This is a genomic window from Flavimobilis marinus (assembly GCF_900113055.1).
Lineage (GTDB): Bacteria > Actinomycetota > Actinomycetes > Actinomycetales > Cellulomonadaceae > Flavimobilis > Flavimobilis marinus.
The window spans coordinates 368,851-393,118 of sequence record NZ_FONZ01000002.1; the positions used below are offsets into that span (position 1 = coordinate 368,851).

Here is a 24,268-nt window from a genome sequence, read left to right on the forward strand (position 1 = left end):
TGACCGTCGACACGCGGAAGCCGGTCTGCTGGCAAAGCGCGGGTGACGGCTCACGGCCTATAGGTCGAGCGAACCCTGGCCCTGACCGGTATCGCCCAACCGGCCCTCGTAGCGGGGCTTGCGATCCGCCGGAACACTCGGCCACCGCACCCCCGCATCGCGGAGCTCGCTCATCGTTAGGAGTTTGCTGGCCACGATGCGACTAAGCAAGTCCGCCTGAGCGGTCTCAAGCTCGACGAGACGCGTGAGGACGGTTAGGAGGTCAATCAGCTCGGTGGTCCAGTCCGGGTCCCACGACGCGACGTGTATGTGGTCCAGCAGCGAAGTCTTCTTGCCGCCGGGTGCTGCCTTGCGGTAGTTAAACCAGGACTTGAGTACGTTCTTGCCGCCGACGGCGTAGTCCCACACGTCGGGCATGACGGGCCCTAGCTCCCCGGTACCAACGACGACGACGGCACGCGCAGCGTCATACGTCATGGTGGCAGGCAGACCGGTGATCGCCCTTCGGGACAGTGGCTGACGAGCATCCCCCTTCGGGTACCGAATGTTCCCGGCCGAGCGGGCCGGGCCGCTGAAGCTCTCGCCGTAGGTGTGCAGCCAGAGCACCTGCTCCCCGATCTCGACCGCTTCCGCCCACAGCGCCGGATCCTTGGTGAGCGGGACCCGGATGCCCGGGGTGGTGAGTTCGTCAGCGAATGTGCGCGTGAAGGCCGGGAGCCCGACGATACCCGCAACGTACGCGAGCACGGCTGGTGCGGTGACGCGGTGGTCGAGAGTGGCGGAGAGGGTCGCTACCAGGCCGGGCGCGAGGTTGGGTGTGCCGTCGGGGTGCAGGAAGGGGAGGGTGCGGCCGCCCTCAGACCCCTTGAAGTGGTGCAGGTCGGGGATAAGAGCGGTGACTACAAGAGCGGGCCCATTGGATAACGACCAAGAGTGCGGCTCAACGACGTAGACCTGGCCCGGGATGCGCGCCTCCCAAAGGTGGCGACGGGGCATATCGAGAATGCGAGCGTCTGGGAGGAGCCACTGCCGGTCGAACGATCGATAGCCCACGCGGACGGGGATCGGACTCCTTCCATCTGCCGCGACGCTCGCTCGCGGAGCCTCGTCGATCCCAGGGAGCGGCTCGACTGAACGATCCAAAGTCCGATCGCGTGTCTCCTTGAAAAGCGCGCGTCGCGTCCCGACGTCTGTCTCTGAGCGAAGCCGGGCCCACCGCGCACTAAGAATGCTGCGGGAAGGTGCGTACGGCCAACGTCGGTTGCCGGCTACGGCCGGCGATGTCCACGGCAGCAAGTCATCCAGCGCTGGATATGTGTCCCAGCTTGACGGCGCCGCAGGTGTGAAGGGGCCGGTCCACTCGGTGCGTGCCTGACGCCACCCGTCATCATCCAGCCTGACTTTGCCGAGCTCAGAGAACTTCTCCGCCTGGCGCCCCGAGACGCTCCGGTAGTGGATTGTCGCCGGAACCTCTCGATCGGCGTCGGCTCCGCGGACAAAGAGCCCGATCGCCAGCGGCTGACGCACGCCGGGGAAGATCCGTGTCGGCACGTCCGGCGTCTGCCCCTCGGGAGTTAGGTCGATGATCCAGCCCTCGGAGGCGTGTCGCCGCAGGTGCTGGCGCATCGCAGTGAAGCCGGGGCCGGCGATATACCCGGAGGTCGAGATGAAGCACACGATTCCGGCGTCGCCGTCTGGATCAGGCATGGTGGACTCCCACACCTTCCAGGTCGCCCAGCGCCAGAAGTACACGTAGAGGTTCTTCAGGTTGTGGAAGTGGCGAGCGGTCGACGGATCGCGGAAGTCGTCGAGGATCGCGCGCGCCGCCTTGCCGTGCGCCGCCGATCCGTGCTCGACCCAGCCGCCCATACCCTCGGCCCGCTCTCGGTACGGAGGGTTTCCGATCACCACAGTGACATTTGCCCTGGCCTTGACCTCGTTGGCTTTCTTTCGTGACTGCGCGATCAGGTGCAGGCCGGAGCCGAGTTGCGACTCCACCGCATACGGGTCGTCCAACGTATCCGTGACGTACAGATGCATCCCTCCGGGCGGGGCGGTGGCCCCGTGCGCGGCCAGCAGATCGGTGGTCCGCAGCTCGGCCACCGCGTACGGTCCCATCTGCAACTCGAACCCCACGAGGCGTTCGGCGACCTGACCGAGGACCCCGGCGACCGCTCCGGGACCATCGCTCGCCGCGACGTCATCGGCCACGCGCTCCAGAATCGTGTGCAGATAGGTGCCCGTGCCCATCGCCGGGTCGACCGTCAAGACGTCCGGGTCACGAAACCCGTCGGCCTTGCCCAGGCGGGTGACCAGCGCCTCCTCAGTCAGACGCACCATCTCCTCCACGATCTCGCGCGGGGTGTAGTAGGAGCCGGACTGCTTACGCAGGTCGTTGTCGTACGCCTCGAGGAAGTTCTCGTACAGGTGCAGATACGTGTCGCGCCGACCCTTGCGGACCCGCGCCCAGTCGACGGCGCCGATGACCCGTACCAGGAGGTCGAGGGTGACCTTGAAGTCCGCCGCGACGTCGTCGGTCAAGAGCTGGAGAGCCTTGCCCATGAGTGAGTGGTCATCGCCCAGAGCGCCTCCGACCTCGTGCAAGGGGCGCCCGGCGACGTCGATCCCCTCGGTGCGGGCGAGGAGCAGCGCGAACGTCACTGCCTGGGCATAGCCGTCGGCGAAGGTCTGGTCGTCCGCTGACGGGAACAGCAAAGCGCGCCAGTCCCGAGCGAGGCCCAGGAACGGCTGAGTGTCCTCGTCAGCGCCGGCCGCCATCGCGCGTCGCTCCGACCCCAACTGGTCGAGGACCTCGCCGCGGAGCAGACGCGTGAGGGGCGCAATGGCTCGCACGAGCGCACTGACTGACGTGATCGGGGCAGGATGCCAGCGTAGGAAGTCGGTGACCAGGGCCTCGAACTCGAGGGGTGCGGTCAGGTTGCTGCCCGCCGTCTCCAAGGCGCCACCGCTGAACGTGACCGGCCCTGCGAGCAACTGCGTGTCGCGGTACAGGCGCCACTCGGTGCCGTTGGTGTAGATGAGGTTCGGCAGGTCCCGCTGACGCTCCCACTGGCGCTGGTCATGGCCGGTAAACCCGGCAGGGTCAATGCCCCGCCCCGGCGCCTTAACCTCGATGTACCCCGTGATCGCGCCCTTGACCGAGACGCCGTAGTCGGGCCGCACCTGGCGCTCGGTGTCCCGAACCTCGTCGTGGAAGACTGCCTTGACCTGCAGGTGCGCGCCGACCGCGCCCAGCAGTCCCTCCAGTGGAGAGCGGATCGCGGCCTCGCGGTCACCCGGCCCGGCGAGCTTTGCCTTGCAGGCGCGGCCGAACGCGCTGACCGCGCCCGACAACCACGGTTCAGACGTCTTCGGCACGGCTAGGCCTCCGCTTATTCAATCGGATCGGGACTGAAGGCAACCCTAGTGGCACTCGTGTCGTCGAACGCCGAAGCAACATCCTCTCTTCCCAACGGGTTGGGGATTAGACATCGTCCCGAGGCGCTAGGTCGCCCCCCCCTTCCGTGCCGAGCCGCGTACCGCTCGGGCCGAGGTCTCGCGCCTCAGCACACATGACGGCGACCGGGACTCGTCTGGCACTGCTGGCTCGGGCGTCGCGGCCACCGTTCGGGCCACGGCGGCCCCACGAGGGGCACGAATCGGCAAGCGCCCGGCCACGGCCCTCGTTGGAGGGCCGCGTCAGCCCTTGCAGCGACGGACTCAGAACTCGAAGTAGGGTCACATTCGGCGTCACTGTGCGGCACCAAACTGTCCGTGGCTCACCTTCAGTACCCGTCACTAGCCAAGCGACGCGACGCGTCGATAGTGTCGGGAGATGAAGCTTCCCCCGCTGCTCCAAGGCAAGACCGTACCGAGCCGCGAGGAGTCGCTCATTCGCCAGGAGGTGCGATTCAACGCACAAACCTGGAAGGCTCGGCTGGCGCCCAACGACTGGCCGAACGCACTCGAGCTTCTGCCGAGGGTCGGCCGCTTCCATCGAGTCAATCGTGGTGACGTGTTCGCCCTCGCAGCCGTCGTCGAGACGACTGACGACGCGGTCCGCGCTTACGTCGGCGCGTGTGTATGGGGCACGGGCCTCCCTGGCATGGGTGTCGCCCGCCGCGTCCGACCACTCTCCGCTCACGGCGACGCAGGCGAACGTCTCCTGGAGTCGATAAAGACGCTCCGCGCTGACGGCGCGGTTGCCGCCTATCAGAGGCTGGACAAGGGTGGGGACCTCCGCCTTGTCGGGCTTGGGCCAGCGTTCTTCACCAAGTTGCTCTACTTCTCGGGATGGGACAAGGGCCCGGGCCCTCAGCCCCTGATACTCGACCAGTTCGTCGTGAAAGCGCTCAACGAGCAGGCCGGGTTTGGATGGCGGACGAACTGGACGTGGACCGCCGACCAGTACCACTCCTACCTCGAGACCGCCGCCGGGTGGGCGGACGCTTGGGGCACCACCGCCGACGTGGTCGAACTAGCGCTCTTCGAGCACGGCAAAGCGCTCAGCAGGCCGAACAAGACTGCCGACAAGCCCTCCCGCTGATCGAGGACGACCTCGTCGATCTCGTCCGCCCGAGACCGTGGCGCCCTCGCCGAGCTATCCCCGACCGGGGTGGGCATGTCACTCTCGCTGAACCAGGGCGACGCCAACGGGACGGCGGCTCTTAAACCCGATCACGTAGTTGCGGCTCGTTGCCTCGACGCTTCGAGGCGGTCGGAACTTCGGCAGCGAGTTGCATAATCCAAAGACACAGCCAGAGAACCTGCCGAGGATCCAGGGTCTACGGACCGGAGCGCACCCAGGTCGAGAGCGCGGTGTCGAGGATCCTGAGACGTGTGGTCTCGGTTTGCACTTTGCGCCACATGGCCACCTCGCTGATGAGTGGTGTGAGGCGGTCGATGGCTTCCATGAGGTCCCGGTCGCTGATCAGCGCTCGAAACACCTGCCAGTCGACCCGGTAGTCATCTCGCCCGGCCTCTGACCGGAGCCCGAGGTACCCACGGACGACTTCGTTCCTCACGGGGAAGAGGTTCGGACGCTTGCGTGCGCAGAGTTTGCTAGCAGCTTCCCAGTCGTCGGGGTTCTCGGTGGTCGGTCCCGAAAATGCAACCATGATGTTTAGGTAGAGGCTTTCCATGGCTTGGAGCACGCGCGGGCCTGCCACGAGCAGATCGCTGTCAGGGATGGCTCGGAGTGCATCCACCGTCTTGTGTCTCGCTACGCTCGGATGGAGCAGGCGCCTCGTCGCGCCCGGGCCGATGTTGACTGAGAGCAGCGTCGTGGCGTGAAGGTCGACTGCGGTGATGTCGTCACGCTCGAAAGGCCCGAGTTCCGTGAAAGACGCGCCAGCATAGTCCCCGGACCGGTCGTAGAAGTCTGCCAAACGCTCGTGCGCTGGTCGATCGCTGTCTGTAGACAGTGCGTCGAGGGCGGACCGCTTGGCGCCAGCTAAGACGTCCGCTGGCGCTTCCGACCAGCCGTCCGGAGTCTGAGTCCACTGGGCGACGTCCATGGGCTCACGGTGGCAGCCATCCACGGCTGCGGCAAGAGTCCCGGTGTACTTCGACAGCGAGATCATTGGCGACGTGTCCCCTCCGGCGGACAGCCACCAGCGACGGAGTGTCCGAGCAGGCTCGAGTGCGGCACCTTGATCGGCGGAGGTGGTCGGCTGGCCCTGCTAGCGAACCAAGCCATGTCGGCTCGCAACAGCACTCCCGACTGCGTACCCGGCTTCGTACCGCGCTCCCACCGGAACCTCTCTTGCCTGCTCGAAGTTGGTGGTCAGGTCTTCAACCTCGGCCGCGGGCATCGCAACGTACCCACCGCGGAGCGCGCTCACGAGGTCCTGTCCGGTGAGTTCCTCTTCCCCGGCACGATCGTGGCGCGATGCTCGGCCACGCCAGTATCCAGATCACCGCCAACACCTACGGCCATGTCTCCCCAGAGTCGCACCGGAAGGCGATGGAGGGCTTGGGCCGCGCCCTCGGCTTCTAGCTGAGCATCCGCAGCGCGGGCCCAGTGCTGTCGCCATTGAGCGCTAGTCTCTGTCACATGGCGGGCGGACCGGTCCCATTGCTCCCGTGCACGCGCTGCGCGAAGAGAACTCAACACAGCAAGAGAATCAACCTCTGCCGGGCCTGCGCACTCGAGAAGGGGTGGCGGGTCTGCACGGTATGCACAGCACTCTTCATGCCAGAGCCCGATCGTGCCCACATCAAGAGGTGCGGAAAGTGCGTGGCTCTGAAGCGGCGCACCGTCGGCGGCCGCCGGTCGGTCCGGACAGTCAGCGGGGGCCTCCCGGGCCTCGGCAAACGGCACTGACTTCGGAGCCTGTTCGCGGTCGGCCGATGCTAGGCAGGCGCACCTGAGGTCACCGCTCGAGGGGCCGGTGACTGCGCAAGACGGCGGTGCGCCAGCGTCCTTCGTCCGGGACGCGTATCCGCCTCTACTCGGCAGCAGTTGGGTCAAACTCGCTCGAGCTGCCGCCGCAGAAGGCTGAAACGTCGAGAAGGTGGGTCAACTTCCGCGACGCTAGTTGGGTCCGAACTGGGGTCACCCCCTCCATCGGGGCCTAGTTCACAACCTGTTCGACCGGCCTCATGGCCTCTGACCTGGGCAAATGCTGGTGGGCGATACTGGGTTCGAACCAGTGACCTCTTCGGTGTGAACGAAGCGCGCTACCACTGCGCCAATCGCCCCAGCGGCCTGCGGACCGACGCTGTGCGCCGTTCGCGTGCCGAGGAAGATGCTAGCGGACGTCGGGCCGATTGCCGAAACCGGCCCCGCCGCGCGCCCTCAGGGGTCGAGGTCGTCGTTCACGCGGGCCGCATACAGCGCGCACAGCTCGGCGAGCAGCGCACCAGGCACCGTGGCCGTCCCGTCGAGCGCGACCACAGGCACCGGCCCGCGCACGGACCCGCTGATCGCCAGCGACGCCCGCCGGGCCTCGACGTCGGCCAGCACGTCTTCGTACCTGAGCTCCCCAGCCGAAGCCTCGCGGACCGCGAGGCCCGCCTCCTGCCCCCACAGCAGGACGAGGTCGCGGGTGATGCCCCCGAGGCAACCGCTCGACAACGGCGGAGTCAGCACCTCACCGTCGCGCTCGACGAACACGTTCGCTGCGGTGCCTTCGCACAGCTCGCCGACCGTGTTGGCGAGCAGCGCCTCGTCGGCCCCCCGCTCCTTCGCGTAGGCGAGGGCGACCACGTTCTCGGCGTACGACGTCGTCTTCAGACCTGCGACGGCGGAGCGCTCGTTGCGCACCCACGGCACGCGCACCACGCGTGCGTCGACGCTGGCCGGGCCGCTCGCCGCCGCCACGACGAGCGTGGGTGTGGACCCGGGCGTGCGCGCCGACCCGAGTGGACCGGGCCCAGCAGTCACGGTGATGCGCAGCCGCGTCGCCTGGCCGGGCTCCTCCGCGGGCAGTGCCGCGAGCACCTCGGCCACGCCCCGGCGAATCTCTGCGTCAGCAGGCAGGTCGACGCCGAGCCCGGCGGCCGAGCGCGCCAACCGGTCCAGGTGCCGCGTCAGCGCGAACGCCTGTCCGTCGAGCACCCCGCACGTCTCGAACACGCCGTCGCCCACGGTCAGCCCGTGGTCGAGCACGCTGATCATCGGCTCGTCCGGGTCGCGCAAGGACCCGTTGCACCACACCACCGTCATGCTGTCTCCTTCGAGGCCAGGCCCACCAGACGGCGCGCCTTGAGCTCAGTCTCGTGCCATTCGCCGTCGGGGTCACTCCCCCACGTGATTCCCGCGCCGGTGCCGAACCGCAGGACGCCGTCGGCCCACCAGAACGTGCGGATCGCGACGGCGAGCTCGGCACGCCGCGCATCACCGTCGATCCAGCCGAACGCGCCGCAGTACGGACCGCGCGCCGCGGGCTCGAGCGCCGCGATGACGTCGAGGGCCGCCTGCTTGGGCGTCCCGGACACCGACGCCGGCGGGAAGGTCGCGTCGAGAATCTGTGCCCAGCCGACGCCCGGACCGCGCAGGTTGCCAGCGACCGTCGAGACCAGGTGCACGAGGCCCGGGTGTTCCTCGAGGGCCAGCAGCGCCTCGACCTCGACCGACCCTGGCGCGCACACGCGCAGCAGGTCGTTGCGGACCATGTCGACGATCATCACGTTCTCGGCCTCGTCCTTGGGCAGCAGCCCGGCGGCGGTCGGCGCGGTGCCCTTGATCGGCCGCGACGTCAGCCGGTCCCCGTCGCGCCGCAGGAAGAGCTCCGGCGAGGCGGACACGAGCCACGCCGGAGTCAGGCCCGACGACGCCGGGACGTGCAGCCACCCCGCGTGCGGCGCCGGGTTCTCCCTGGCCAGGAGCGCAGCGAACGACGCCGCGTCCGGCTCGGCGACGTCGTCGCCCGCCGGCAGCGGCGCGTCGAGCACCCGGCAGACGTTCACCTGGTAGGTCTCCCCCGCCCGGATCGAGGCGCGCACGACGTCGACCGCGTGCCGGTACCGCTCCGCCGTCGCCGAGCTGCCCCATGCGTCGGCCCGTGGGCCGCGCCAACCCGTCCGCGGGTAGTCGGAGAGCGCCGACGACGAGCCGTGCGCGCCGTCGTCGTCTCGCGTGACCTCGGCGAACCTCCACGCGTGACCCGTGCCCTCGAACCCGAGCGACACGAACCACAGGCCCTCGTCCAGGCGGGCCCGGCCGACGTCGTCGGACAGGTCGACGCACTCGACCGCGCCGCAGGCGCTGACGCCGCCGAAGCGCGCCCATCCCGGGCGGGCGGTCGGAGGCAGGGCGGGCACGGACACAACCTACCCAAGCGGGTGCTTCCGGGGCGCCGTCGTGAACCACACCGGTGTGAGTTGGACGTTCGGTCCGATGACCGGCTAGTGTTTGTCCGTTGCTGCGGCCGGGTCACCGGTCACAGTCATGCGGATGTGGCTCAGTGGTAGAGCATCACCTTGCCAAGGTGAGGGTCGCGGGTTCGAATCCCGTCATCCGCTCGGAGACGTGGCACCGGTTCATCCCGGCACCCGACTCGAACGGTGGAGTGGCCGAGAGGCGAGGCAGCGGCCTGCAAAGCCGTCCACACGGGTTCGAATCCCGTCTCCACCTCCACGGCACAACCCTCGGGTTGAGTCGCGGGCGATTGGCGCAGCGGTAGCGCGCTTCCCTGACACGGAAGAGGTCACTGGTTCGATCCCAGTATCGCCCACCAGCAAGGCCCCAGGTCGATGACCTGGGGCCTTCTTCGTGCCCCGGGGACACCGCTTCCCTGGCTACGCTCGACGCATGACCTCCCCGACGCCCTCCAGCCTGACGCTGCGACGCGGCGTCGTCCGCGCCGGCCTCGCGGCCCTGCTGTTCGGGGCGTCCACACCGTTCGCCGCACAGCTGGCCCGGGACATCAACCCCTTCACGCTGGCGGGACTGCTGTACCTCGGCGCCGCCCTCGCGGTCCTCCCGGTGAGCCTCCGGCACCGGCCCGACCCCGCGGCGCTCCGCCGTGGTGCTCCTCGGCTCGCTACCGCGGTCGTGCTCGGCGGCGCCGTCGGGCCCGTGCTGCTCGCCCTCGGCCTGCGCTACACGACCGGTGCCAACGCCTCGCTCCTGCTCAACCTGGAGCTCGTGTTCACGATCGTCATCGCGGGGCTCGTCTTCCGGGAGCACATCGGACGCCGCGTGGCGGTCGGCGCCGGCCTCGTGGCCGTCGCGAGCCTCGTGCTGTCGGGGCCGGGCGCGACCGCCGACCTGCGGACCGGTGCCGCGCTGATCGCCCTCGCGTGCGTGTGCTGGGCGGTCGACAACAGCGTCACCGCCGAGCTCGACGAGCTCGCCCCCGCGCACATCACCCTCGCCAAGGGTCTGGTGGCCGGGGGCGTGAACACCGCGATCGGGCTGAGCGTCGCGTCTGCACCCGCCCTGCCAGCCCTGGGCGCCGCCCTGGTGATCGGCGCGCTCGGCTACGGGCTGTCGATCACGCTGTGGGTCGCTGGCGCGCGCGACCTCGGCGCGGCCCGCGCCCAGGTCGTGTTCGCCACCGCGCCGTTCCTCGGCGTGCTGGTCGCGTGGACCGTCTTCCGCGAGCCCGTGACCGCTGCGGCGGTGGCGGCGCTGGTCATCGCCGTCGGCGGCGTCGCCCTCGTCTCGCGCTCCGCGCACGAGCACCACCACGTCCACGAGGCCCTCGAGCACGACCACGAGCACACGCACGACGACGGTCACCACGACCACGTGCACGCCGACGGGTTCACGGGCCGCCACCAGCACCCGCACACCCACGAGCGGATCGAGCACAGCCACCCGCACGTCCCCGACGTCCACCACCGGCACGCGCACTGAGGGGCAGCAGCTACCCCAGGTCCCGCAGCGCGTCCTCGATGCCACGGTGGAACGTCGGGTAGGCGTAGATCATCGACCGGAGCGAGTCGATCGGCACCTGCGCGTGCACGGCGACGCACAGCGCACCGAGCACCTCTCCCCCGGCCGGCCCCATCGCCGTCGCGCCGACGAGCACGCCGCGATCGGCGTCGGCGACCAGCGTGATGAGGCCCTCGTTGCCGGGCCCGTGGATCCAACCGCGGGAGCTGCTCGACGTCGCGGTCGTCCCGGTGCGGACCGTCAGCCCAGCCTCGCGCGCCTGCGCCTCGGTGAGGCCGACCGCGCCGATCTCAGGATCGGTGAACGTCACGCGCGGCAGCGCGCGATAGTCCGCTGCCGGCCCTGGCTCGTCCAGGAGCTCGCGGATCACGATGCCCGCCTGGTACATGGACACGTGCGTGAACGCGCCCTTGCCGGTGAGGTCACCGACCGCCCACACGCCGGGGGCGACCCGGAGCCGGTCGTCCACCGGGACGGCACGGGCCGACGTGTCCACGCCGACGGCGCCGAGACCGACCTCGCCGACGTCCGTGCGGCGTCCCGTGGCGACGAGCAGCCGCTCCGCCCGCAGCTCTTCCCCGCCCTCGAGCACGACGACGACGGCGGCGGTCCCGTCCCGCAAGACGCGCGCAACCCGGGCCCCGGTCCGGACGGCAATCCCCTCCCGCTCAAAGACCTGACGCAGCGCTTCGCTCGCCTCGGGCTCCTCCTTCGCCAGCAGCCGGTCGCCGCCCTCGACGATCGTCACCTCGACGCCGAAGCGCGCCAGGACCTGCGCCAGCTCGCAGCCGATCGCCCCGCCGCCGAGCACGACGAGCGACGCGGGCAGCTCCTCGGCCTCGACCGCGTCGTGGTTGGTCCAGAAGTCGACGTCGCTCAGGCCGTCGATCGGCGGGATCGCGGGACGGCTCCCGGTCGCGACGACGATGCCGCGGGTCACGGCGTACGTGGTGCCGTCGACCTCGACCCGCCCGGGTCCCGCGATGCGGCCAGTGCCGCGCACCAGCGTCCCGCCCTTGGCGGTGAACCGCTCCGCCGCGACCGAGTCGTCCCAGGAGTCCGTGGCCTCCTCGCGGATGCGCCGCGCCACGACCGACCAGTCGGGGCGGACCTCGCCGGCGCTCCCGGCCAGCTGCGCCAAGCGTCGGGCCTCGGCCAGGGCGTCGGCTGCGCGGATCATCATCTTGGTGGGCACGCATCCCCAGTACGGGCACTCCCCGCCCACCAGGCCGCGCTCGATGCCGAGCACCCGCAGGCCTCGTTCTGCGAGGGTCCCGGCGACGTGCTCGCCGCCCGGACCCATCCCGATCACCGCGACATCGAACTCCCGCATGGTTCCTCCTCAGGGGACTCGTCGACACCACCCTCGAGCGCCACGACGGCGCTGTCCGGAGCGATGAGCTTCAGCAGTCGATCGACGCCGACACCGATCACGATGCCGCCCGCGACACCGACGACGACGGCGAGCATCGGGCGGCCGGTCAGCCACGACCCAGCGCCGATGCCGAGCGCCGCCGAGTACAGCGACCACATGACCGAACCCGCGGCCGCGAGGGCCACGAACCTGGCCCGGGGGTAGCCGAGCGCGCCGGCGCTGACGTTGACCGCCACGCGCGCGATGGGGATGAACCGCGCGGCCAGGATGAAGCTCGGGCCGCGGTGGGCAAGGGCGTTCTCCGCCCACAGCACGCTGCGCCGCCCGCGACCGCTGCGCAGGATCGGGATGCGGGACACGTCGATCCGCGTGCCGATCGCGTACGCGACCAGGTCGCCGCCGAACGCGCCGAGCGCCGCGACGAGCAGGAGCACGGGAAGGTTCGTCTGTTCTCCCGAGACCGACAGCGCGGCGAGCCCGACGAGCGCCGCCTCGCTGGGGATCGGCGGGAAAAAACCGTCGATGAACGCAAACGCGAACATCCCCAGGTAGACGAGCGGCGAGGCAGCCAGCGCGAGGAGCCATGCGTCCATCTCAGGCTCCTCCCGACCACGCCGACGCCGGTCGGCCGCCGACCAGCCATGCTACGCCCGGACCACGTCGACCGCGGTTTGGGGAATCCATGATCGTTCGACTAACGTGTACACGCACCGAACGGCCGCTTCATCGGGCCCTCGGAATCATGCGGATGTGGCTCAGTGGTAGAGCATCACCTTGCCAAGGTGAGGGTCGCGGGTTCGAATCCCGTCATCCGCTCGGAGCAGCTCAACCGGCTCGCCGGGCGAGAGGCTTGCACGGTGGAGTGGCCGAGAGGCGAGGCAGCGGCCTGCAAAGCCGTACACGTGGGTTCGAATCCCATCTCCACCTCGCAGCACGACCGGGCGAGGTGCGGATGCGCAACGATTCCCACCACCCAGCACGAGGGCGATTGGCGCAGCGGTAGCGCGCTTCCCTGACACGGAAGAGGTCACTGGTTCGATCCCAGTATCGCCCACCAGCACAGCACTCAGAGGGCCGTCCCGGAGAGATCCGGGGCGGCCTTCTGCGTGCCCGCGAAAGTCGCACCCATCCACCCGCGCGTCCGCTCCGAACCTCTTGTGACCGAGCAAGAACCGTCACGACGAAGGAGCACCCCGTGCAGACCTCACTCCCCTACCTCCGCCCGACCGTCGCCCTCGGCGCCACGATCGCCCTCGCGCTCGGCCTGGCCGCGTGCAGCTCGGACTCCGACGACATGGGTCCTGTCGCGACGATGACCCAGACCGAGGCCCCGATGGACCCGGGCACGTCCGCCCCCGCGGACGACATGGACATGTCTGCCCTCGACCCCGAGGGCACGGGCGACCCGTTCGCCGACGCCCGCACGGCGGCGCAGCACATGCCCGGCACGGCGAAGACCCTCGCTGCCGGGTTCGCCGCGGCCCTCGACCTCCCGGGCGACGCGACCTCTCCGGCGGCCGACCTGCGTTCCGGCCTGACGTCGCTGCTCCAGGAGCACGTGTACCTGGCCGGGATGGCCGTCGCGACCGCCTACGCCACGGCGCCCGACTCGGCCGAGTTCGAGGCCGCAGCGGCGACGCTCGACGTGAACACGGTCGCGCTCTCCGAGGCCATCGGTGAGTTCTCCACCCCGGAGCAGGAGGAGGCGTTCCTCGCGCTGTGGCGTGAGCACATCGGCTACTTCGTCGACTACGCGGTCGCGGAGAAGACCGGCGACGCCGAGGCCAAGCAGACCGCACTGGACAACCTCGCCGGGTACACGGGCGACGCGGGCGCGTTCTTCGAGGACGTCAGCGGTGGCGAGCTCCCCGCGAGCGACATCGCCATGTCGCTCGAGATGCACATCACCACACTGACGAAGGCGATCGACGGCTTCGCCGCCGGCAGCGCTGACGCGTTCGACTCGCTGCGCACCGCGGCGATGCACGTGGGTGAGGGCGCCGCGGTGATCGCTGGCGGCCTCACCACCGCCGCGGACCTCGAGGGCGACCCGGCCGACGAGGCCTCGACCCTGCGCGCCACGCTGACCGCGGGCCTCCAGGAGCACGTCTACCTCGCGGGCATCGCGGTCTTCACCGCGTACACCTCAGAGGGCGGGACCGAGTCGGAGGCGTTCGCCGCCGCCGCTGCGACCCTGGACGCGAACTCCGTCGCCCTCTCCGAGGGCATCGGCTCGCTCGCTGGCGAGGAGAACGGCACCGCGTTCCTCGAGCTGTGGCGTGAGCACATCGGCTACTTCGTCGACTACGCGAACGCGGTCGCCATGGGTGACGACGCCGCCGCCCAGGAGGCCCTCGCCGAGCTCGACGCGTACCGCGCGACCGCGGGCGAGTTCTTCGCTGGGATCTCGAACGGCGAGCTCCCGGCACAGGACATCGCCGATGGCCTGGCGATGCACGTCAGGACGCTCGGCGGCGCGATCGACTCGCTCAACGAGGCACTCGTCCAGGGCTGAGTCCGCTCGACCGGGAGGTGGCGCGTACCGCCGCCTCCCGGTCAGCACGGAGCCTGCCCGCACGGCACAATGGCCCGATGACCTCGCCCAGCGCCTCGCTCCCCCGCGAGAGCCAGGCCGAGCGGTCCCGACGGCTGGCCGGCGTGCTCGCCCGCGTCGTCGACGGCGACCAGGAGGCCTTCGCCGAGCTCTACGACGAGACCTCGCCCCTGGTCCACGGCACCGCGCTGCGGGTGCTGCGGGACCCCGACCTCGCCGCCGAGCTCACCCAGGACGTCATGGTCGAGATCTGGCGCACCGCCGGCCGGTTCGATCCCGCGCGCGGCAGCGTGCTGGCGTGGGTCGCGACGATGGGGCACCGCAGGGCGATCGACCTGGTCCGTTCCGTCCAGGCCGCGCGCGAGCGCGACACCACGATCGGCATCCAGAGCTACGAACGGCCGCACGACGAGGTCGCCGAGACCGTCGTCAGCAACGAGGAGCGCGACCGCGTCGCGGGCTGTCTGGGCTCGCTCAGCGAACTACAGCGGGAGGCAGTGATGAGCGCGTACTACGGCGGACGCACCTACCGCGAGGTCGCGGAGACCACCGGCGCGGCGCTCCCGACGATCAAGTCACGGATCCGCGACGGCCTGCTCCGTCTGCGCGACTGCCTGGGGGTGTCGTCATGACCGACGACGACGACCGCGAGCTGCTCGCCGCCTGGGCGCTCGATGCCGTGGACGACGTCGAGCGCGCTGCGGTCGAGCGCGCGATGCGTGCCGATCCGGCGCTGGCGGCGGAGGGCCGGGCACTGCGGGAGACCGCTGCGGCCCTCGCCTCGCACGCATCTGCGCCCGCCCCCGACGCCACGCGCGCCGCGGTGCTCGCCCAGATCGCCACCACGCCGCAAGCCGGCGTCGCGCCCGCGCCGCCCGCTCGAGCCGACCGTCGCCTCCCGCTCGGGCGCGTGGCCGCCGTCGCCGCGGCGTTCCTGCTGGGCGCGGCCGTCCCGACGGGCGTCGCGCTCTACCAGGCGAGCCAGGTCTCCCAGCTCGAGCGCCAGACGCAGGCGCTCGACGACGCGCTCGCCCGCCCCGGGGCGCGGCTCGTCCAGGCCCCGGTCACCGGGGGCGGGACGGCGACGGCGATCGTGGCGGAAGGCGCGACGCTCTTCACCGCTCAGGACCTTCCGGCGCTCGACGGCCGCGACTACCAGCTCTGGATTGTCGCCGACGGCGCTGCGACGTCGGCGGGGCTGCTCGAGGTCTCCGACGGCGGCGCGCTCGCCGACGTCACCGCGCTAGCCCCCGAGGCAGCTCTGGCCGTCACCGTTGAGCCGGTCGGCGGATCCCTGCAGCCGACGACCGAGCCCCTGGTGGTCCTCAGCGCTGGGTGAGTCGGGGGCTCAGTCCGACGACGTCGACCGCGCGAACGCCGTGACCCCCGGCGCGGCGCTCACGCCGAACACCACGACGCTCACCGCGACCGCGAGCGACCCGGCCGCCCAGACCTCCGGCTCGAGCACGCCCTCGTGCCTGCTGTGCAGCAGGTAGAAGACCGCGCTGACGCCCATGGGCCCGAACCAACCGAGGAACAGGCCCTGCCGACCGTCGAGCGCGAGGTTCCGGCGCAGCACCAGCACCGCGGGCAGCCGGCGCAGCGCGAACACCGCCGCCACGAAGCCGAGGGCCGGCCAGCCGAGCGCACCCCACTCTTCCCACGGCAGCACGGCACCGAACAGCACGAAGAACGGCACGACGGCGTACCGGTTCACCGCCTCGTCGATGCTGTCCTGCTCGACGCGCAGGTCATCACCGCACCAGTGGTTGTACGCGAGGCCCGCGACGAACACCGCGAGCACTCCCCCGGTGCTCGCGAGCCTGGCGACGCCCAGGACACCGAGGGCGAGCAGCAGCGTGAACACGAGCTCCGGCCCCCCGGAGAGGCTGCGCTCCTTGGTGGCCAGCATGATCCCGAAGGCCGCAGCTGCTCCGAGGATCGCGCCGATGGCCGCGCCTCCCAGGACCTCCCACGCGAGCCGTCCCGCGACCTCACCGCCGGAGCCACCGTGCGGTACCGCGAGCGCGATCGCGACCCCCACGAGTGGGAGCGCGAGCCCGTCGTTGGCGCCGCTCTCCCCGGTCAGCAGCGCTCGCAGCCGCGCGGGCAGCCCTTCCTCGGCGGGCTCGCCCGAGACGACCGACGCCGCCAGCACCGGGTCCGTCGGACTGAGCGACGCACCGATCACGAGGGCGAGCGCGACGGGCACGCCGAGCAGCAACGCCGCGGCGCTGGAGATGAGCGCGGCGACGGGCATGATCACGGCGACCAGCAGGGTGAGCTGAGGCACGAGCGGCCGGAGGTCGCGAGCCGAGAAGCGCAGTGCCGCAGCCATCACCGACCACGCGAGGAGAACCCGGGCCGACTCGAGCAGCACCGGTGTCCTCGCAGGTTCGTCGAGCGTCAGCCACCCCGCCACCGCGGGCCCGAGCAGGACCCCGAGGACGAGCCCGACCAGCGGCTCGGTGACCGGCCAGCGCCGGATCTGCCGAGAGACCAGGACGAGCACCACTGCGGCGACGCCGACGGCGGCGTACAGGAGCGGGAGCTGAGCGGTCGACATGGCTCGACGCTATCCACGGCGCACGGGACGTGCATCACATCATCCGTGGCGTGACCCGAGGCGTGGGCTGTGGTCCAATGGTTCCATGTCCGGCCACGACCACACCCCTGCGCGCACGGCCCTCGCCGTCCGCGCCTCGCGGGTCTCGTGCTGTCCGGCGTGCTGTCTGCGCTGTTGTTGAGCTGACCGCACCGCGCGCCCGTCGCGCCCCGCTCGGTCCGCTCGGACCAGCCCCCGCCCGCCACGGCTGATCGCCGTCTGCGCGCACCCTCTCGCGGCCCACGCCGCAGCGGCTCTCCGCCGCGCATCCCCCTCGCGCCGCCCCGGCGCCCATCGAAGGAGCTCCTCATGGCCATCGCCCGCTCGTTCCTCGCCCGCACCTCGGCCGTTGCCGTCCTCGCGCTCGGCCTCGCCGCCTGCTCCTCGGACGCCGACGCACCGGCGACGTCCTCGACCACCCCCGCGGCCGGCGGTGCCGACACGTCGCTGACCGACGTCGAGGAGCGCGGCTCGATCATCGTCGGCACCGAGGGCACCTACCGTCCGTTCTCCTTCCACGAGGACGGCGCCGGCGACCTGACCGGCTACGACGTCGAGGTCATCACGGCCGTCGCCGAGGAGATGGGCCTCGAGGTCCAGTTCGAGGAGACCCAGTGGGACGCGATCTTCGCGGGCCTCGAGGCTGGCCGCTTCGACGTGATCGCCAACCAGGTCTCGATCACGCCGGACCGCGAGGGCTCGTACACCTTCTCCGAGCCGTACACGATCTCGACCGGCGTCGTCGTCGTCCCTGAGGACAACACCGACATCACCTCGTTCGCCGACCTCTCGGGCAAGCGCACCGCCCAGTCGCTCACGAGCAACTGGAAGACGCTCGCCGAGGAGTCTGGCGCGCAGATCGAGGGCGTCGAGGGGTGGGCGCAGGCCGCCACGCTCGTCCAGCAGGGCCGCGTCGACGCGACCATCAACGACAAGCTCACGTTCCTCGACTACCAGCAGCAGCAGGGCGGCGACACCGGCCTGAAGATCGCGGCCGAGACCGAGGACACCTCGCGCAGCGCCTTCGCGTTCGCCCAGGGCGACGAGGCGCTCGCCGCCGCCGTCGACGAGGCCCTCGCCACCCTGGCTCAGGACGGCACCCTGACCGAGATCTCCGAGAAGTACTTCGGCGCAGACGTCTCGAAGTGATGCGAGCATCGTCGCTATGAACCAGACGTCGTGGGAGCTGTTCACCAGCTCCCTGTGGCCGATCGTGGAGGGCGCGATCCGCGGGACCATCCCGCTGACGCTCGCATCCTTCGCGATCGGCCTCGTCCTCGCCCTGGCGCTCGCTCTCATGCGGATCTCGGGCCGGTGGTGGCTCTCGGGGCCGGCGCGCGCGTACATCTCCGTGGTGCGTGGCACGCCGCTGCTCGTCCAGCTGTTCGTGATCTTCTACGGGCTGCCGACGATCGGCATCGTGCTCGACCCGTGGCCCAGCGCGATCGCCGCGTTCTCGATCAACGTCGGCGGCTACGCGGCCGAGGTGATCCGCGCGGCCATCCTGTCGGTGCCCAAGGGCCAGTGGGAGGCGGCCTACATGATCGGCATGCCGCGCTCGGTCGCTCTCCGGCGAATCATCCTCCCGCAGGCCGCGCGCGTCTCGGTCCCCCCGCTGTCGAACACGTTCATCAGCCTGGTCAAGGACACCTCGCTCGCCTCGCTCATCCTGGTCACCGAGGCGTTCCGCAAGGCCCAGGAGATCGCCTCGTCCACGAACGAGTTCATGCTCCTCTACGTCGAGGCCGCTGCCGTCTACTGGGTGATCTGCCTCGCGCTGTCCGCCGCTCAGGGCTCGATCGAGAAGAAGCTGGACCGCTATGTCGCCCACTGACCCGTCCCCCACCACGCCCCGCACGGCGCCTCCCGGCGGCCTCGTCCTCGAGGTCCGCGGGCTCGCGAAGAGCTTCGGCGACAACCAGGTCCTGCGCTCGGTCGACCTGTCCGTCCAGCGCGGCCAGGTCCTCGCGATCATCGGCCCGTCCGGCTCCGGCAAGACCACCGCGCTGCGCTGCCTCAACGGCCTCGAGGTCGCCGACGGCGGGGTCATCACCGTGGGCGACGACCTCACCCTGGACTTCGCCTCGGGACCGTCCAAGCGCCAGCTCGCGGCCCTGCGGGACCGCTCGGCGATGGTGTTCCAGCACTACAACCTGTTCCCCCACAAGACGGTCCTCGAGAACATCATGGAGGGGCCCGTCGTCGTGCAGCGCCGGAAGCCCGCGGAGGTGCGCGCCGAGGCGGAGGCTCTGCTCGCGCGCGTCGGCCTCGCGGACAAGCGCGACGCCTTTCCCTTCGAGCTCTCGGGCGGCCAGCAGCAGCGCGTCGGCATCGTCCGCGCGCTGGCGCTGCGGCCCGAGGTGCTGCTGTTCGACGAGCCGACGTCGGCACTCGACCCGGAGCTCGTCGGCGACGTCCTCGGGCTCATGAAGGAGCTCGCGCTCGAGGGCTGGACGATGGTGGTCGTCACCCACGAGCTGCAGTTCGCCCGCGAGGTCGCCCACGAGGTCGCGTTCGTCGACGGCGGCACGATCGTCGAGCGCGGCGCGCCCGAGCAGGTGCTGCGCAACCCCACCCACGAGCGCACGCAGCAGTTCCTCCGCCGGCTCCTGCACCCGTTCTGACGCTGCGCGCGCCGCGCTGGCGACCTGACGTCCGGGCTGGAGCTGGCCGGCGGCTGCCGACTGAGGCTGCTGGCGGCGCGCCGTCAGTCGGCCACCGCGTCCCGTCGGATCACGCGCGGCTCCAGCTCGGAGGGCAGCGGTGCGCTCCCCGGCCCGCCGGCTCGGAGCCACGACGCGAGGGCGGCCGTCTGCGCGTCGCCGGCCAGCTGCTCGAACCACACCGGCGCAGCCCCGGCGTCACGCCGGCACGAGGTCGGGCGCGCCACGACGACGTCGCCGCGCTCGCACTCGTCGAGGCACTCGACGAGCGTCAAGCGCGCCACCCCCTCGGCCTCGAGCTGCCGGAGCCGGCCCAGCTGTCCGTCCGGAGCGGTGTCGACGCCTTCGAGCGTCTCGCCGGCGCACAGCGAGCAGGCCGTCAGGCCGGGGACGGCGCGATCAGGTGTGAGGGTCACCGGTCGAGGGTAGGGGCGAGCACCCATCCCGCCCGAATGATGAGATCCAGGTCACAGTCGATTGCCGCATAATTCCGGGGGAAACGCGCTTGACCGGCGCTCGTGACAAATCGGAAACACTCGAGGGGCATAGTCTCTCCGGCAACCCGGTGGGCAAAGGCGGCCACCTCGGACGACGACTGGACGGAGACTACCGGTGCCCTCTGCCGTCAGTACGTGGAGACGAACAGCGCACGTCGCGGTCCTCCTTCTCGCGCTGCTCACCGCGCTGGCCCTGGGACACGGGACCGCGCACGCAGCCGAGACCTGTGACCCGGACGCCGAGACCGCGTGCCTCGGAGGAGCCTTGCGGACCTCGGCGGGCGAACCCGCGGACGGGGTGGTGCTCACGATCACCGGCCCGGGCGAGCCGATCGAGGTGACGACCGGTGAGGACGGCCGCTGGAGCGTAGGCGTTGGCGAGAGCGGCGACTACACCGTCGAGCTCGACGTCGAGTCCCTGCCTGCTGGGGAGCAGCTGCGCGACCCCGCCGTCAACCCGCGGACGGTGACCGTCACGCTCGGCGCCAGCGCCGGCGTCCTGTTTCCGCTGGGCGGCGCCGTCGCCCCGCCGGCCGACGGCGCGACCAGCGAACCGAGCACCCCCGGCACGCCAGCGCCCGGCGGCGACGGCGAGGGTGACGTCGCGCCCGAGACGGCCTCGGCCGAGGGCGCGTCCACCGGGGACAGGGTCGCCCAGCTCGTCGTCAGCGGCCTGCTCTTCGGGCTGCTCCTCGCGCTCGCGTCCGTGGGCCTGTCCTTGATCTACGGGACCACGGGGCTGAGCAACTTCGCCCACGGCGAGCAGGTCACGCTGGGCGCCCTCATCGCCTACTTCCTCGTGCAGAGCGCGGGGGTTCCGCTCGTGCTCGCCGGCGCCCTCGCCGTGCTCGTCGGCCTCGCCTCGGGCTACCTGCAGGACCGCGCGCTGTGGGCCCCGCTGCGCAAGCGCAACGTCGGGCTGACCCAGCAGATGATCGTCTCGATCGGTCTGGCGATGGCCCTGCAGTACACCTTCAACCTCCTCGCCGGTGGCGGCAGCCTCCGCATCGTCACCTCGACGCCGCGGATGGTCGAGCTCGGGCCCGTGCTCCTCACCGAGCAGTCCGCCGTGTCGATGCTGATCGCCGTCCTCACGCTCGGCGGGGTCGCGTACTTCCTCGTGGGCACCCGGACGGGACGCGCGGCCCGAGCGGTCGCCGACAACGCTGCCCTGGCCTCGGCGTCGGGCATCGACGTCGTCCGCATCGTCCGGCTCGTGTGGACCATGGGCGCCGGCCTCGCAGCCCTCGGCGGGGTCCTGATCGGCCTGTACTTCAGCGCCACGCGCTGGAACATGGGCACCGCGATCCTGCTGCTCATGTTCGCCGCCGTCACGCTCGGCGGCCTCGGCACCGCGTTCGGAGCACTCGCTGGCTCGATCGTGATCGGCCTCGTCGTCGAGCTGTCCACGCTCGTGCTGCCGAGCGACATGCGCTACGCCGCCGCCCTGCTCATTCTGATCGTCGTCCTGCTCGTGCGACCACAAGGCATTCTCGGCCGACCCGACCGGGTCGGCTGAGGGGAGGAACGTCATGGACTGGTCACTGATCCTCACCAACGTCGCGGGCGAGCTGTTCGCCCCCACCACCGCAGCGTTCGCGCTCGCGGCCATCGGTCTCAACGTGCACTTCGGGCTCACCGGCCTGCTCAACATGGGTCAGGCAGGCTTCATGCTGCTCGGCGCCTACGGCTTCGCGATCGCGACGATCGAGGGCTGGCCCCTGTGGGCCGCCGTCGGCGTCTCGATCGTGCTGGCGGTGATCTTCGCGACGATCCTCGGCATCCCGACGCTCAAGCTCCGGGGCGACTACCTGGCGATCGTCACGATCGCCGCCGCGGAGATCGTCCGGCTCGTCGGCCGCTCGACCGCGCTGACCGACCTCACCGGTGCGTCCAACGGGCTGCTCGGCAACTCCTTCAAGCACACATTCCAGGACGCCTCACCGTTCCCCGACGGTTCGTTCAGCCTCGGCCCGTTCACGTACGCGACCAACGCGTCGAACAGCTGGTGGCTGCGGATCGTCGGCTGGCTCCTCGTCGCCGCGATCGCCCTCGTCGTCTGGCGGCTCATGAAGAGCCCGTGGGGCCGGGTGCTCAAGGGCATCCGCGAGGACGAGGACGCCGTCCGCTCGCTCGGCAAGAACGTCTTCGCGTACAAGATGCAGGCGCTCGTGCTCGGCGGGACGCTCGGCGCGCTCGGTGGGATCGTGTACGCGCTCCCCCGGGCCGTGCAACCGGACGCGATGGGCCGCACCACGACCTTCTACATCTGGACGATCCTGCTGCTCGGCGGTGCCGCCACGATCTTCGGACCGATCCTCGGCTCGATGATCTTCTGGGCCGGGCTCATGCTGATCAAGTCCGTCATGCGAGCCACCGTTCCGGCAGACGTCATGAGCGTCGCGCAGATCGAGGCTTTCGGCTGGGTCATCGTCGGCGTCGTCCTGATGCTGCTGATCATCTTCCGACCACAAGGGATCCTCGGGGACAAGAAGGAGCTGGCGATCCATGCCCACTGAGCCCGCACCCACGACGCCGGCCGCACCGCGGACGGCCGTCCCCGACTTCAGCACGACCGCGCGCCAGCCCGGGGCAGCCAAGGCCGACCCGATCCTCGTCGCCGACCAGGTGACCCGCAGCTTCGGCGGCGTCACCGCCGTGGACGTGGACCATCTCGAGGTCCCCCGGCACGCCATCACGGCGCTGATCGGGCCCAACGGCGCCGGCAAGACCACGTTCTTCAACCTGCTCACCGGTTTCGACCGGCCGAGCTCGGGGCACTGGACCTTCGACGAGCACCGGATCGAGCGCCACAGCGCGGCCCGGGTGGCGCGGGCCGGCATGGTCCGCACCTTCCAGCTCACCAAGGCGCTCAACCGGATGACGGTCCTCGAGAACATGCGCCTGGGTGCCCGCGACCAGCGCGGCGAGCTGTTCGGCTTCGCGCTCCTGCCGATGTTCTGGCGGTCGCGCGAGAAGGAGATCACCGAGCAGGCGATGACCCTGCTCGAGCGGTTCAAGCTGGACACCAAGGCCCACGAGTACGCGGGCAGCCTGTCCGGCGGCCAGCGCAAGCTGCTCGAGATGGCCCGCGCGCTCATGAGCGAGCCGACCATGATCATGCTCGACGAGCCCATGGCCGGCGTGAACCCCGCGCTCACGCAGTCGCTGCTCGGGCACATCGCCCAGCTGCGTGACGACGGCATGACCGTCCTGTTCGTCGAGCACGACATGCACATGGTGCGGCACATCTCCGACTGGGTCGTCGTGATGGCCGAGGGGCGGATCGTCGCCGAGGGGCCGCCCACCACCGTCATGCAGGACCCCGCCGTCGTCGACGCGTACCTCGGCGCCCACCAGAACACCGACCTGGGCGACGACGCGCTGCTCGAGGAGCACTCATGAGCACCACGACCGACCGACACGACGTCCACGCCGGCGCCCCGGCCGGCGAGCCGCTGCTGCGCGCCGCGGACCTCGTCGCCGGCTACCTGCCCGGCGTCAACATCCTCAACGGCTGCAATCTCGACGTCCACGAGGGCGAGCTCGTCGGCATCATCGGCCCCAACGGCGCCGGCAAGTCGACCCTGCTCAAGGCGCTGTTCGGCCTCGTCAAGGTGCGCTCGGGCGCCGTCACGCTCGCGGGTGAGGACATCACCAACCATCGCGCGGACTCGCTCGTGCGCCGCGGTGTGGGGTTCGTCCCGCAGAACAACAACGTCTTCCCGTCGCTGACCATCGAGGAGAACCTGCAGATGGGCGCCTTCCAGGCGCCGTCGAAGTTCACGGAGCGGTTCGAGGCGATCGTGGACATCTTCCCCGCGCTCGGCGAGCGCCGTCGGCAGCGCGCCGGGTCGCTCTCGGGCGGCGAGAGGCAGATGGTCGCCATGGCGCGCGCGCTCATGATGGACCCGCAGGTGCTCCTGCTCGACGAGCCGTCCGCGGGCCTCTCCCCCGTGCGCCAGGACGAGGCCTTCATCCGCACCCGCAAGATCAACAAGGCGGGGGTGAGCGTCGTGATCGTCGAGCAGAACGCGCGGCGCTGCCTGCAGATCTGCGACCGCGCGTACGTCCTGGACCAGGGGGCGAACGCCTACTCCGGGCCTGGTCGCCAGCTCATGCACGACCCCAAGGTCATCGAGCTGTACCTGGGCACGCTCGCGGAGGACGTGGCCGACGCCGAGGCCGAGCAGGACGCGCAGCGCGGTCAGGAGACTCCCGAGTCCTGA

General features: G+C 70.6%; 20 protein-coding genes and 7 tRNA genes. 18 read left to right on the forward strand and 9 right to left on the reverse strand.

Annotated features, from left to right (window positions below):
* Nucleotides 1-57: 57 nt before the first annotated feature.
* Nucleotides 58-3,378 (reverse strand): type ISP restriction/modification enzyme, encoded by a 3,321-nt coding sequence (locus BMZ30_RS06745; protein ID WP_093376445.1) that lies wholly within the window; start codon nucleotides 3,376-3,378, stop codon nucleotides 58-60.
* Nucleotides 3,379-3,835: 457 nt separating this feature from the next.
* Between BMZ30_RS06745 and BMZ30_RS06750 the strand changes: the two genes are divergently transcribed.
* On the forward strand, nucleotides 3,836-4,546 hold the full coding sequence (locus BMZ30_RS06750) for an 8-oxoguanine DNA glycosylase OGG fold protein (RefSeq protein WP_143073144.1): 711 nt from the start codon (nucleotides 3,836-3,838) through the stop codon (nucleotides 4,544-4,546).
* A gap of 238 nt (nucleotides 4,547-4,784) precedes the next feature.
* On the opposite strand, the gene BMZ30_RS06755 is transcribed toward BMZ30_RS06750, so the two are convergent.
* The 4 genes from BMZ30_RS06755 to BMZ30_RS06770 all read right to left on the reverse strand — a co-directional run bounded on the left by BMZ30_RS06755 (nucleotide 4,785) and on the right by BMZ30_RS06770 (nucleotide 8,766).
* Entirely contained in the window at nucleotides 4,785-5,516 is a 732-nt protein-coding gene (locus BMZ30_RS06755; RefSeq protein ID WP_143073145.1) for a DUF6308 family protein, read from the reverse strand.
* A 1,111-nt stretch (nucleotides 5,517-6,627) separates the two neighbouring features.
* Nucleotides 6,628-6,702: transfer RNA gene (locus BMZ30_RS06760), tRNA-Val, on the reverse strand.
* Between the two features lie 97 nt (nucleotides 6,703-6,799).
* Nucleotides 6,800-7,669, reverse strand: coding sequence for an aminotransferase class IV (locus BMZ30_RS06765; protein ID WP_093376453.1), 870 nt, complete (start codon nucleotides 7,667-7,669; stop codon nucleotides 6,800-6,802).
* On the reverse strand, nucleotides 7,666-8,766 hold the full coding sequence (locus BMZ30_RS06770) for a chorismate-binding protein (protein ID WP_219810199.1): 1,101 nt from the start codon (nucleotides 8,764-8,766) through the stop codon (nucleotides 7,666-7,668). The genes BMZ30_RS06765 and BMZ30_RS06770 overlap by 4 nt, the downstream gene beginning before the upstream one ends.
* A 129-nt stretch (nucleotides 8,767-8,895) precedes the next feature.
* Between BMZ30_RS06770 and BMZ30_RS06775 the strand changes: the two genes are divergently transcribed.
* The 4 genes from BMZ30_RS06775 to BMZ30_RS06790 all read left to right on the forward strand — a co-directional run bounded on the left by BMZ30_RS06775 (nucleotide 8,896) and on the right by BMZ30_RS06790 (nucleotide 10,306).
* Nucleotides 8,896-8,967, forward strand: a tRNA-Gly gene (locus BMZ30_RS06775).
* A gap of 41 nt (nucleotides 8,968-9,008) precedes the next feature.
* Nucleotides 9,009-9,082: transfer RNA gene (locus BMZ30_RS06780), tRNA-Cys, on the forward strand.
* 25 nt (nucleotides 9,083-9,107) lie between these two features.
* A tRNA-Val gene (locus BMZ30_RS06785) sits at nucleotides 9,108-9,182 on the forward strand.
* A gap of 74 nt (nucleotides 9,183-9,256) precedes the next feature.
* Entirely contained in the window at nucleotides 9,257-10,306 is a 1,050-nt protein-coding gene (locus tag BMZ30_RS06790) for a DMT family transporter (RefSeq protein ID WP_093376458.1), read from the forward strand.
* 10 nt (nucleotides 10,307-10,316) lie between these two features.
* Here the strand turns inward: BMZ30_RS06790 and BMZ30_RS06795 are convergent, their stop codons facing one another.
* Both BMZ30_RS06795 and BMZ30_RS06800 read right to left on the reverse strand, forming a co-directional pair.
* Nucleotides 10,317-11,678 (reverse strand): dihydrolipoyl dehydrogenase family protein, encoded by a 1,362-nt coding sequence (locus tag BMZ30_RS06795; RefSeq protein ID WP_093376461.1) that lies wholly within the window; start codon nucleotides 11,676-11,678, stop codon nucleotides 10,317-10,319.
* On the reverse strand, nucleotides 11,654-12,313 hold the full coding sequence (locus tag BMZ30_RS06800; RefSeq protein ID WP_093376464.1) for a DedA family protein: 660 nt from the start codon (nucleotides 12,311-12,313) through the stop codon (nucleotides 11,654-11,656). Before BMZ30_RS06800 ends, BMZ30_RS06795 begins: the two co-directional genes overlap by 25 nt.
* A gap of 151 nt (nucleotides 12,314-12,464) precedes the next feature.
* On the opposite strand from BMZ30_RS06800, the gene BMZ30_RS06805 reads away from it, so the two are divergent.
* The 6 genes from BMZ30_RS06805 to BMZ30_RS06830 all read left to right on the forward strand — a co-directional run bounded on the left by BMZ30_RS06805 (nucleotide 12,465) and on the right by BMZ30_RS06830 (nucleotide 15,613).
* A tRNA-Gly gene (locus tag BMZ30_RS06805) sits at nucleotides 12,465-12,536 on the forward strand.
* Nucleotides 12,537-12,576: 40 nt separating this feature from the next.
* Nucleotides 12,577-12,647: transfer RNA gene (locus BMZ30_RS06810), tRNA-Cys, on the forward strand.
* 55 nt (nucleotides 12,648-12,702) lie between these two features.
* Nucleotides 12,703-12,777: transfer RNA gene (locus BMZ30_RS06815), tRNA-Val, on the forward strand.
* A 138-nt stretch (nucleotides 12,778-12,915) separates the two neighbouring features.
* On the forward strand, nucleotides 12,916-14,235 hold the full coding sequence (locus BMZ30_RS06820) for a hypothetical protein (RefSeq protein WP_093376468.1): 1,320 nt from the start codon (nucleotides 12,916-12,918) through the stop codon (nucleotides 14,233-14,235).
* A gap of 77 nt (nucleotides 14,236-14,312) precedes the next feature.
* The gene (gene sigK, locus BMZ30_RS06825; protein ID WP_093376471.1) at nucleotides 14,313-14,906 is read left to right on the forward strand and encodes an ECF RNA polymerase sigma factor SigK; all 594 of its coding nucleotides are present in this window, start codon (nucleotides 14,313-14,315) and stop codon (nucleotides 14,904-14,906) included.
* Nucleotides 14,903-15,613 (forward strand): anti-sigma factor, encoded by a 711-nt coding sequence (locus BMZ30_RS06830; RefSeq protein ID WP_093376476.1) that lies wholly within the window; start codon nucleotides 14,903-14,905, stop codon nucleotides 15,611-15,613. The genes sigK and BMZ30_RS06830 overlap by 4 nt, the downstream gene beginning before the upstream one ends.
* A gap of 9 nt (nucleotides 15,614-15,622) precedes the next feature.
* Here BMZ30_RS06830 and BMZ30_RS06835 read toward each other — a convergent pair whose 3' ends face one another.
* A complete protein-coding gene (locus BMZ30_RS06835) occupies nucleotides 15,623-16,840 on the reverse strand; it encodes a cation:proton antiporter domain-containing protein (protein ID WP_093376479.1) in 1,218 nt (405 codons plus the stop codon).
* Nucleotides 16,841-17,188: 348 nt separating this feature from the next.
* Here BMZ30_RS06835 and BMZ30_RS06840 point away from each other — a divergent pair, with 348 nt between their 5' ends.
* From BMZ30_RS06840 to BMZ30_RS06850, 3 genes are read left to right on the forward strand one after another with little or no spacing between them, the layout of a single operon-like run.
* On the forward strand, nucleotides 17,189-18,028 hold the full coding sequence (locus tag BMZ30_RS06840; protein ID WP_093376483.1) for an amino acid ABC transporter substrate-binding protein: 840 nt from the start codon (nucleotides 17,189-17,191) through the stop codon (nucleotides 18,026-18,028).
* Nucleotides 18,029-18,044: 16 nt separating this feature from the next.
* Entirely contained in the window at nucleotides 18,045-18,713 is a 669-nt protein-coding gene (locus tag BMZ30_RS06845) for an amino acid ABC transporter permease (RefSeq protein WP_093376486.1), read from the forward strand.
* On the forward strand, nucleotides 18,700-19,503 hold the full coding sequence (locus BMZ30_RS06850) for an amino acid ABC transporter ATP-binding protein (RefSeq protein ID WP_093376489.1): 804 nt from the start codon (nucleotides 18,700-18,702) through the stop codon (nucleotides 19,501-19,503). The genes BMZ30_RS06845 and BMZ30_RS06850 overlap by 14 nt, the downstream gene beginning before the upstream one ends.
* A gap of 83 nt (nucleotides 19,504-19,586) precedes the next feature.
* Here the strand turns inward: BMZ30_RS06850 and BMZ30_RS06855 are convergent, their stop codons facing one another.
* The gene (locus BMZ30_RS06855; protein WP_229828533.1) at nucleotides 19,587-19,958 is read right to left on the reverse strand and encodes a hypothetical protein; all 372 of its coding nucleotides are present in this window, start codon (nucleotides 19,956-19,958) and stop codon (nucleotides 19,587-19,589) included.
* 382 nt (nucleotides 19,959-20,340) lie between these two features.
* Between BMZ30_RS06855 and BMZ30_RS06860 the strand changes: the two genes are divergently transcribed.
* The 4 genes from BMZ30_RS06860 to BMZ30_RS06875 are packed head-to-tail and all read left to right on the forward strand — an operon-like array spanning nucleotide 20,341 to nucleotide 24,268.
* Nucleotides 20,341-21,558, forward strand: coding sequence for a branched-chain amino acid ABC transporter permease (locus tag BMZ30_RS06860; RefSeq protein ID WP_229828532.1), 1,218 nt, complete (start codon nucleotides 20,341-20,343; stop codon nucleotides 21,556-21,558).
* A gap of 13 nt (nucleotides 21,559-21,571) precedes the next feature.
* The gene (locus BMZ30_RS06865) at nucleotides 21,572-22,558 is read left to right on the forward strand and encodes a branched-chain amino acid ABC transporter permease (RefSeq protein WP_093376499.1); all 987 of its coding nucleotides are present in this window, start codon (nucleotides 21,572-21,574) and stop codon (nucleotides 22,556-22,558) included.
* Nucleotides 22,548-23,444 (forward strand): ABC transporter ATP-binding protein, encoded by an 897-nt coding sequence (locus BMZ30_RS06870; RefSeq protein ID WP_093376501.1) that lies wholly within the window; start codon nucleotides 22,548-22,550, stop codon nucleotides 23,442-23,444. The genes BMZ30_RS06865 and BMZ30_RS06870 overlap by 11 nt, the downstream gene beginning before the upstream one ends.
* A complete protein-coding gene (locus tag BMZ30_RS06875; RefSeq protein ID WP_093376503.1) occupies nucleotides 23,441-24,268 on the forward strand; it encodes an ABC transporter ATP-binding protein in 828 nt (275 codons plus the stop codon). The genes BMZ30_RS06870 and BMZ30_RS06875 overlap by 4 nt, the downstream gene beginning before the upstream one ends.

Excerpts from the sequence above, each read along its gene's own strand:
- BMZ30_RS06845 (WP_093376486.1), top strand. The coding sequence starts at position 18,045 with ATGAACCAGACGTCGTGGGAGCTGTTCACCAGCTCCCTGTGGCCGATC.
- BMZ30_RS06800 (WP_093376464.1), bottom strand. The coding sequence starts at position 12,313 with ATGGACGCATGGCTCCTCGCGCTGGCTGCCTCGCCGCTCGTCTACCTG.
- BMZ30_RS06795 (WP_093376461.1), bottom strand. The coding sequence starts at position 11,678 with ATGCGGGAGTTCGATGTCGCGGTGATCGGGATGGGTCCGGGCGGCGAG.
- BMZ30_RS06790 (WP_093376458.1), top strand. The coding sequence starts at position 9,257 with ATGACCTCCCCGACGCCCTCCAGCCTGACGCTGCGACGCGGCGTCGTC.
- BMZ30_RS06875 (WP_093376503.1), top strand. The coding sequence starts at position 23,441 with ATGAGCACCACGACCGACCGACACGACGTCCACGCCGGCGCCCCGGCC.
- BMZ30_RS06755 (WP_143073145.1), bottom strand. The coding sequence starts at position 5,516 with ATGGACGTCGCCCAGTGGACTCAGACTCCGGACGGCTGGTCGGAAGCG.
- BMZ30_RS06840 (WP_093376483.1), top strand. The coding sequence starts at position 17,189 with ATGGCCATCGCCCGCTCGTTCCTCGCCCGCACCTCGGCCGTTGCCGTC.
- BMZ30_RS06765 (WP_093376453.1), bottom strand. The coding sequence starts at position 7,669 with ATGACGGTGGTGTGGTGCAACGGGTCCTTGCGCGACCCGGACGAGCCG.
- BMZ30_RS06850 (WP_093376489.1), top strand. The coding sequence starts at position 18,700 with ATGTCGCCCACTGACCCGTCCCCCACCACGCCCCGCACGGCGCCTCCC.
- sigK (WP_093376471.1), top strand. The coding sequence starts at position 14,313 with ATGACCTCGCCCAGCGCCTCGCTCCCCCGCGAGAGCCAGGCCGAGCGG.
- BMZ30_RS06835 (WP_093376479.1), bottom strand. The coding sequence starts at position 16,840 with ATGTCGACCGCTCAGCTCCCGCTCCTGTACGCCGCCGTCGGCGTCGCC.
- BMZ30_RS06865 (WP_093376499.1), top strand. The coding sequence starts at position 21,572 with ATGGACTGGTCACTGATCCTCACCAACGTCGCGGGCGAGCTGTTCGCC.
- BMZ30_RS06830 (WP_093376476.1), top strand. The coding sequence starts at position 14,903 with ATGACCGACGACGACGACCGCGAGCTGCTCGCCGCCTGGGCGCTCGAT.
- BMZ30_RS06870 (WP_093376501.1), top strand. The coding sequence starts at position 22,548 with ATGCCCACTGAGCCCGCACCCACGACGCCGGCCGCACCGCGGACGGCC.
- BMZ30_RS06750 (WP_143073144.1), top strand. The coding sequence starts at position 3,836 with ATGAAGCTTCCCCCGCTGCTCCAAGGCAAGACCGTACCGAGCCGCGAG.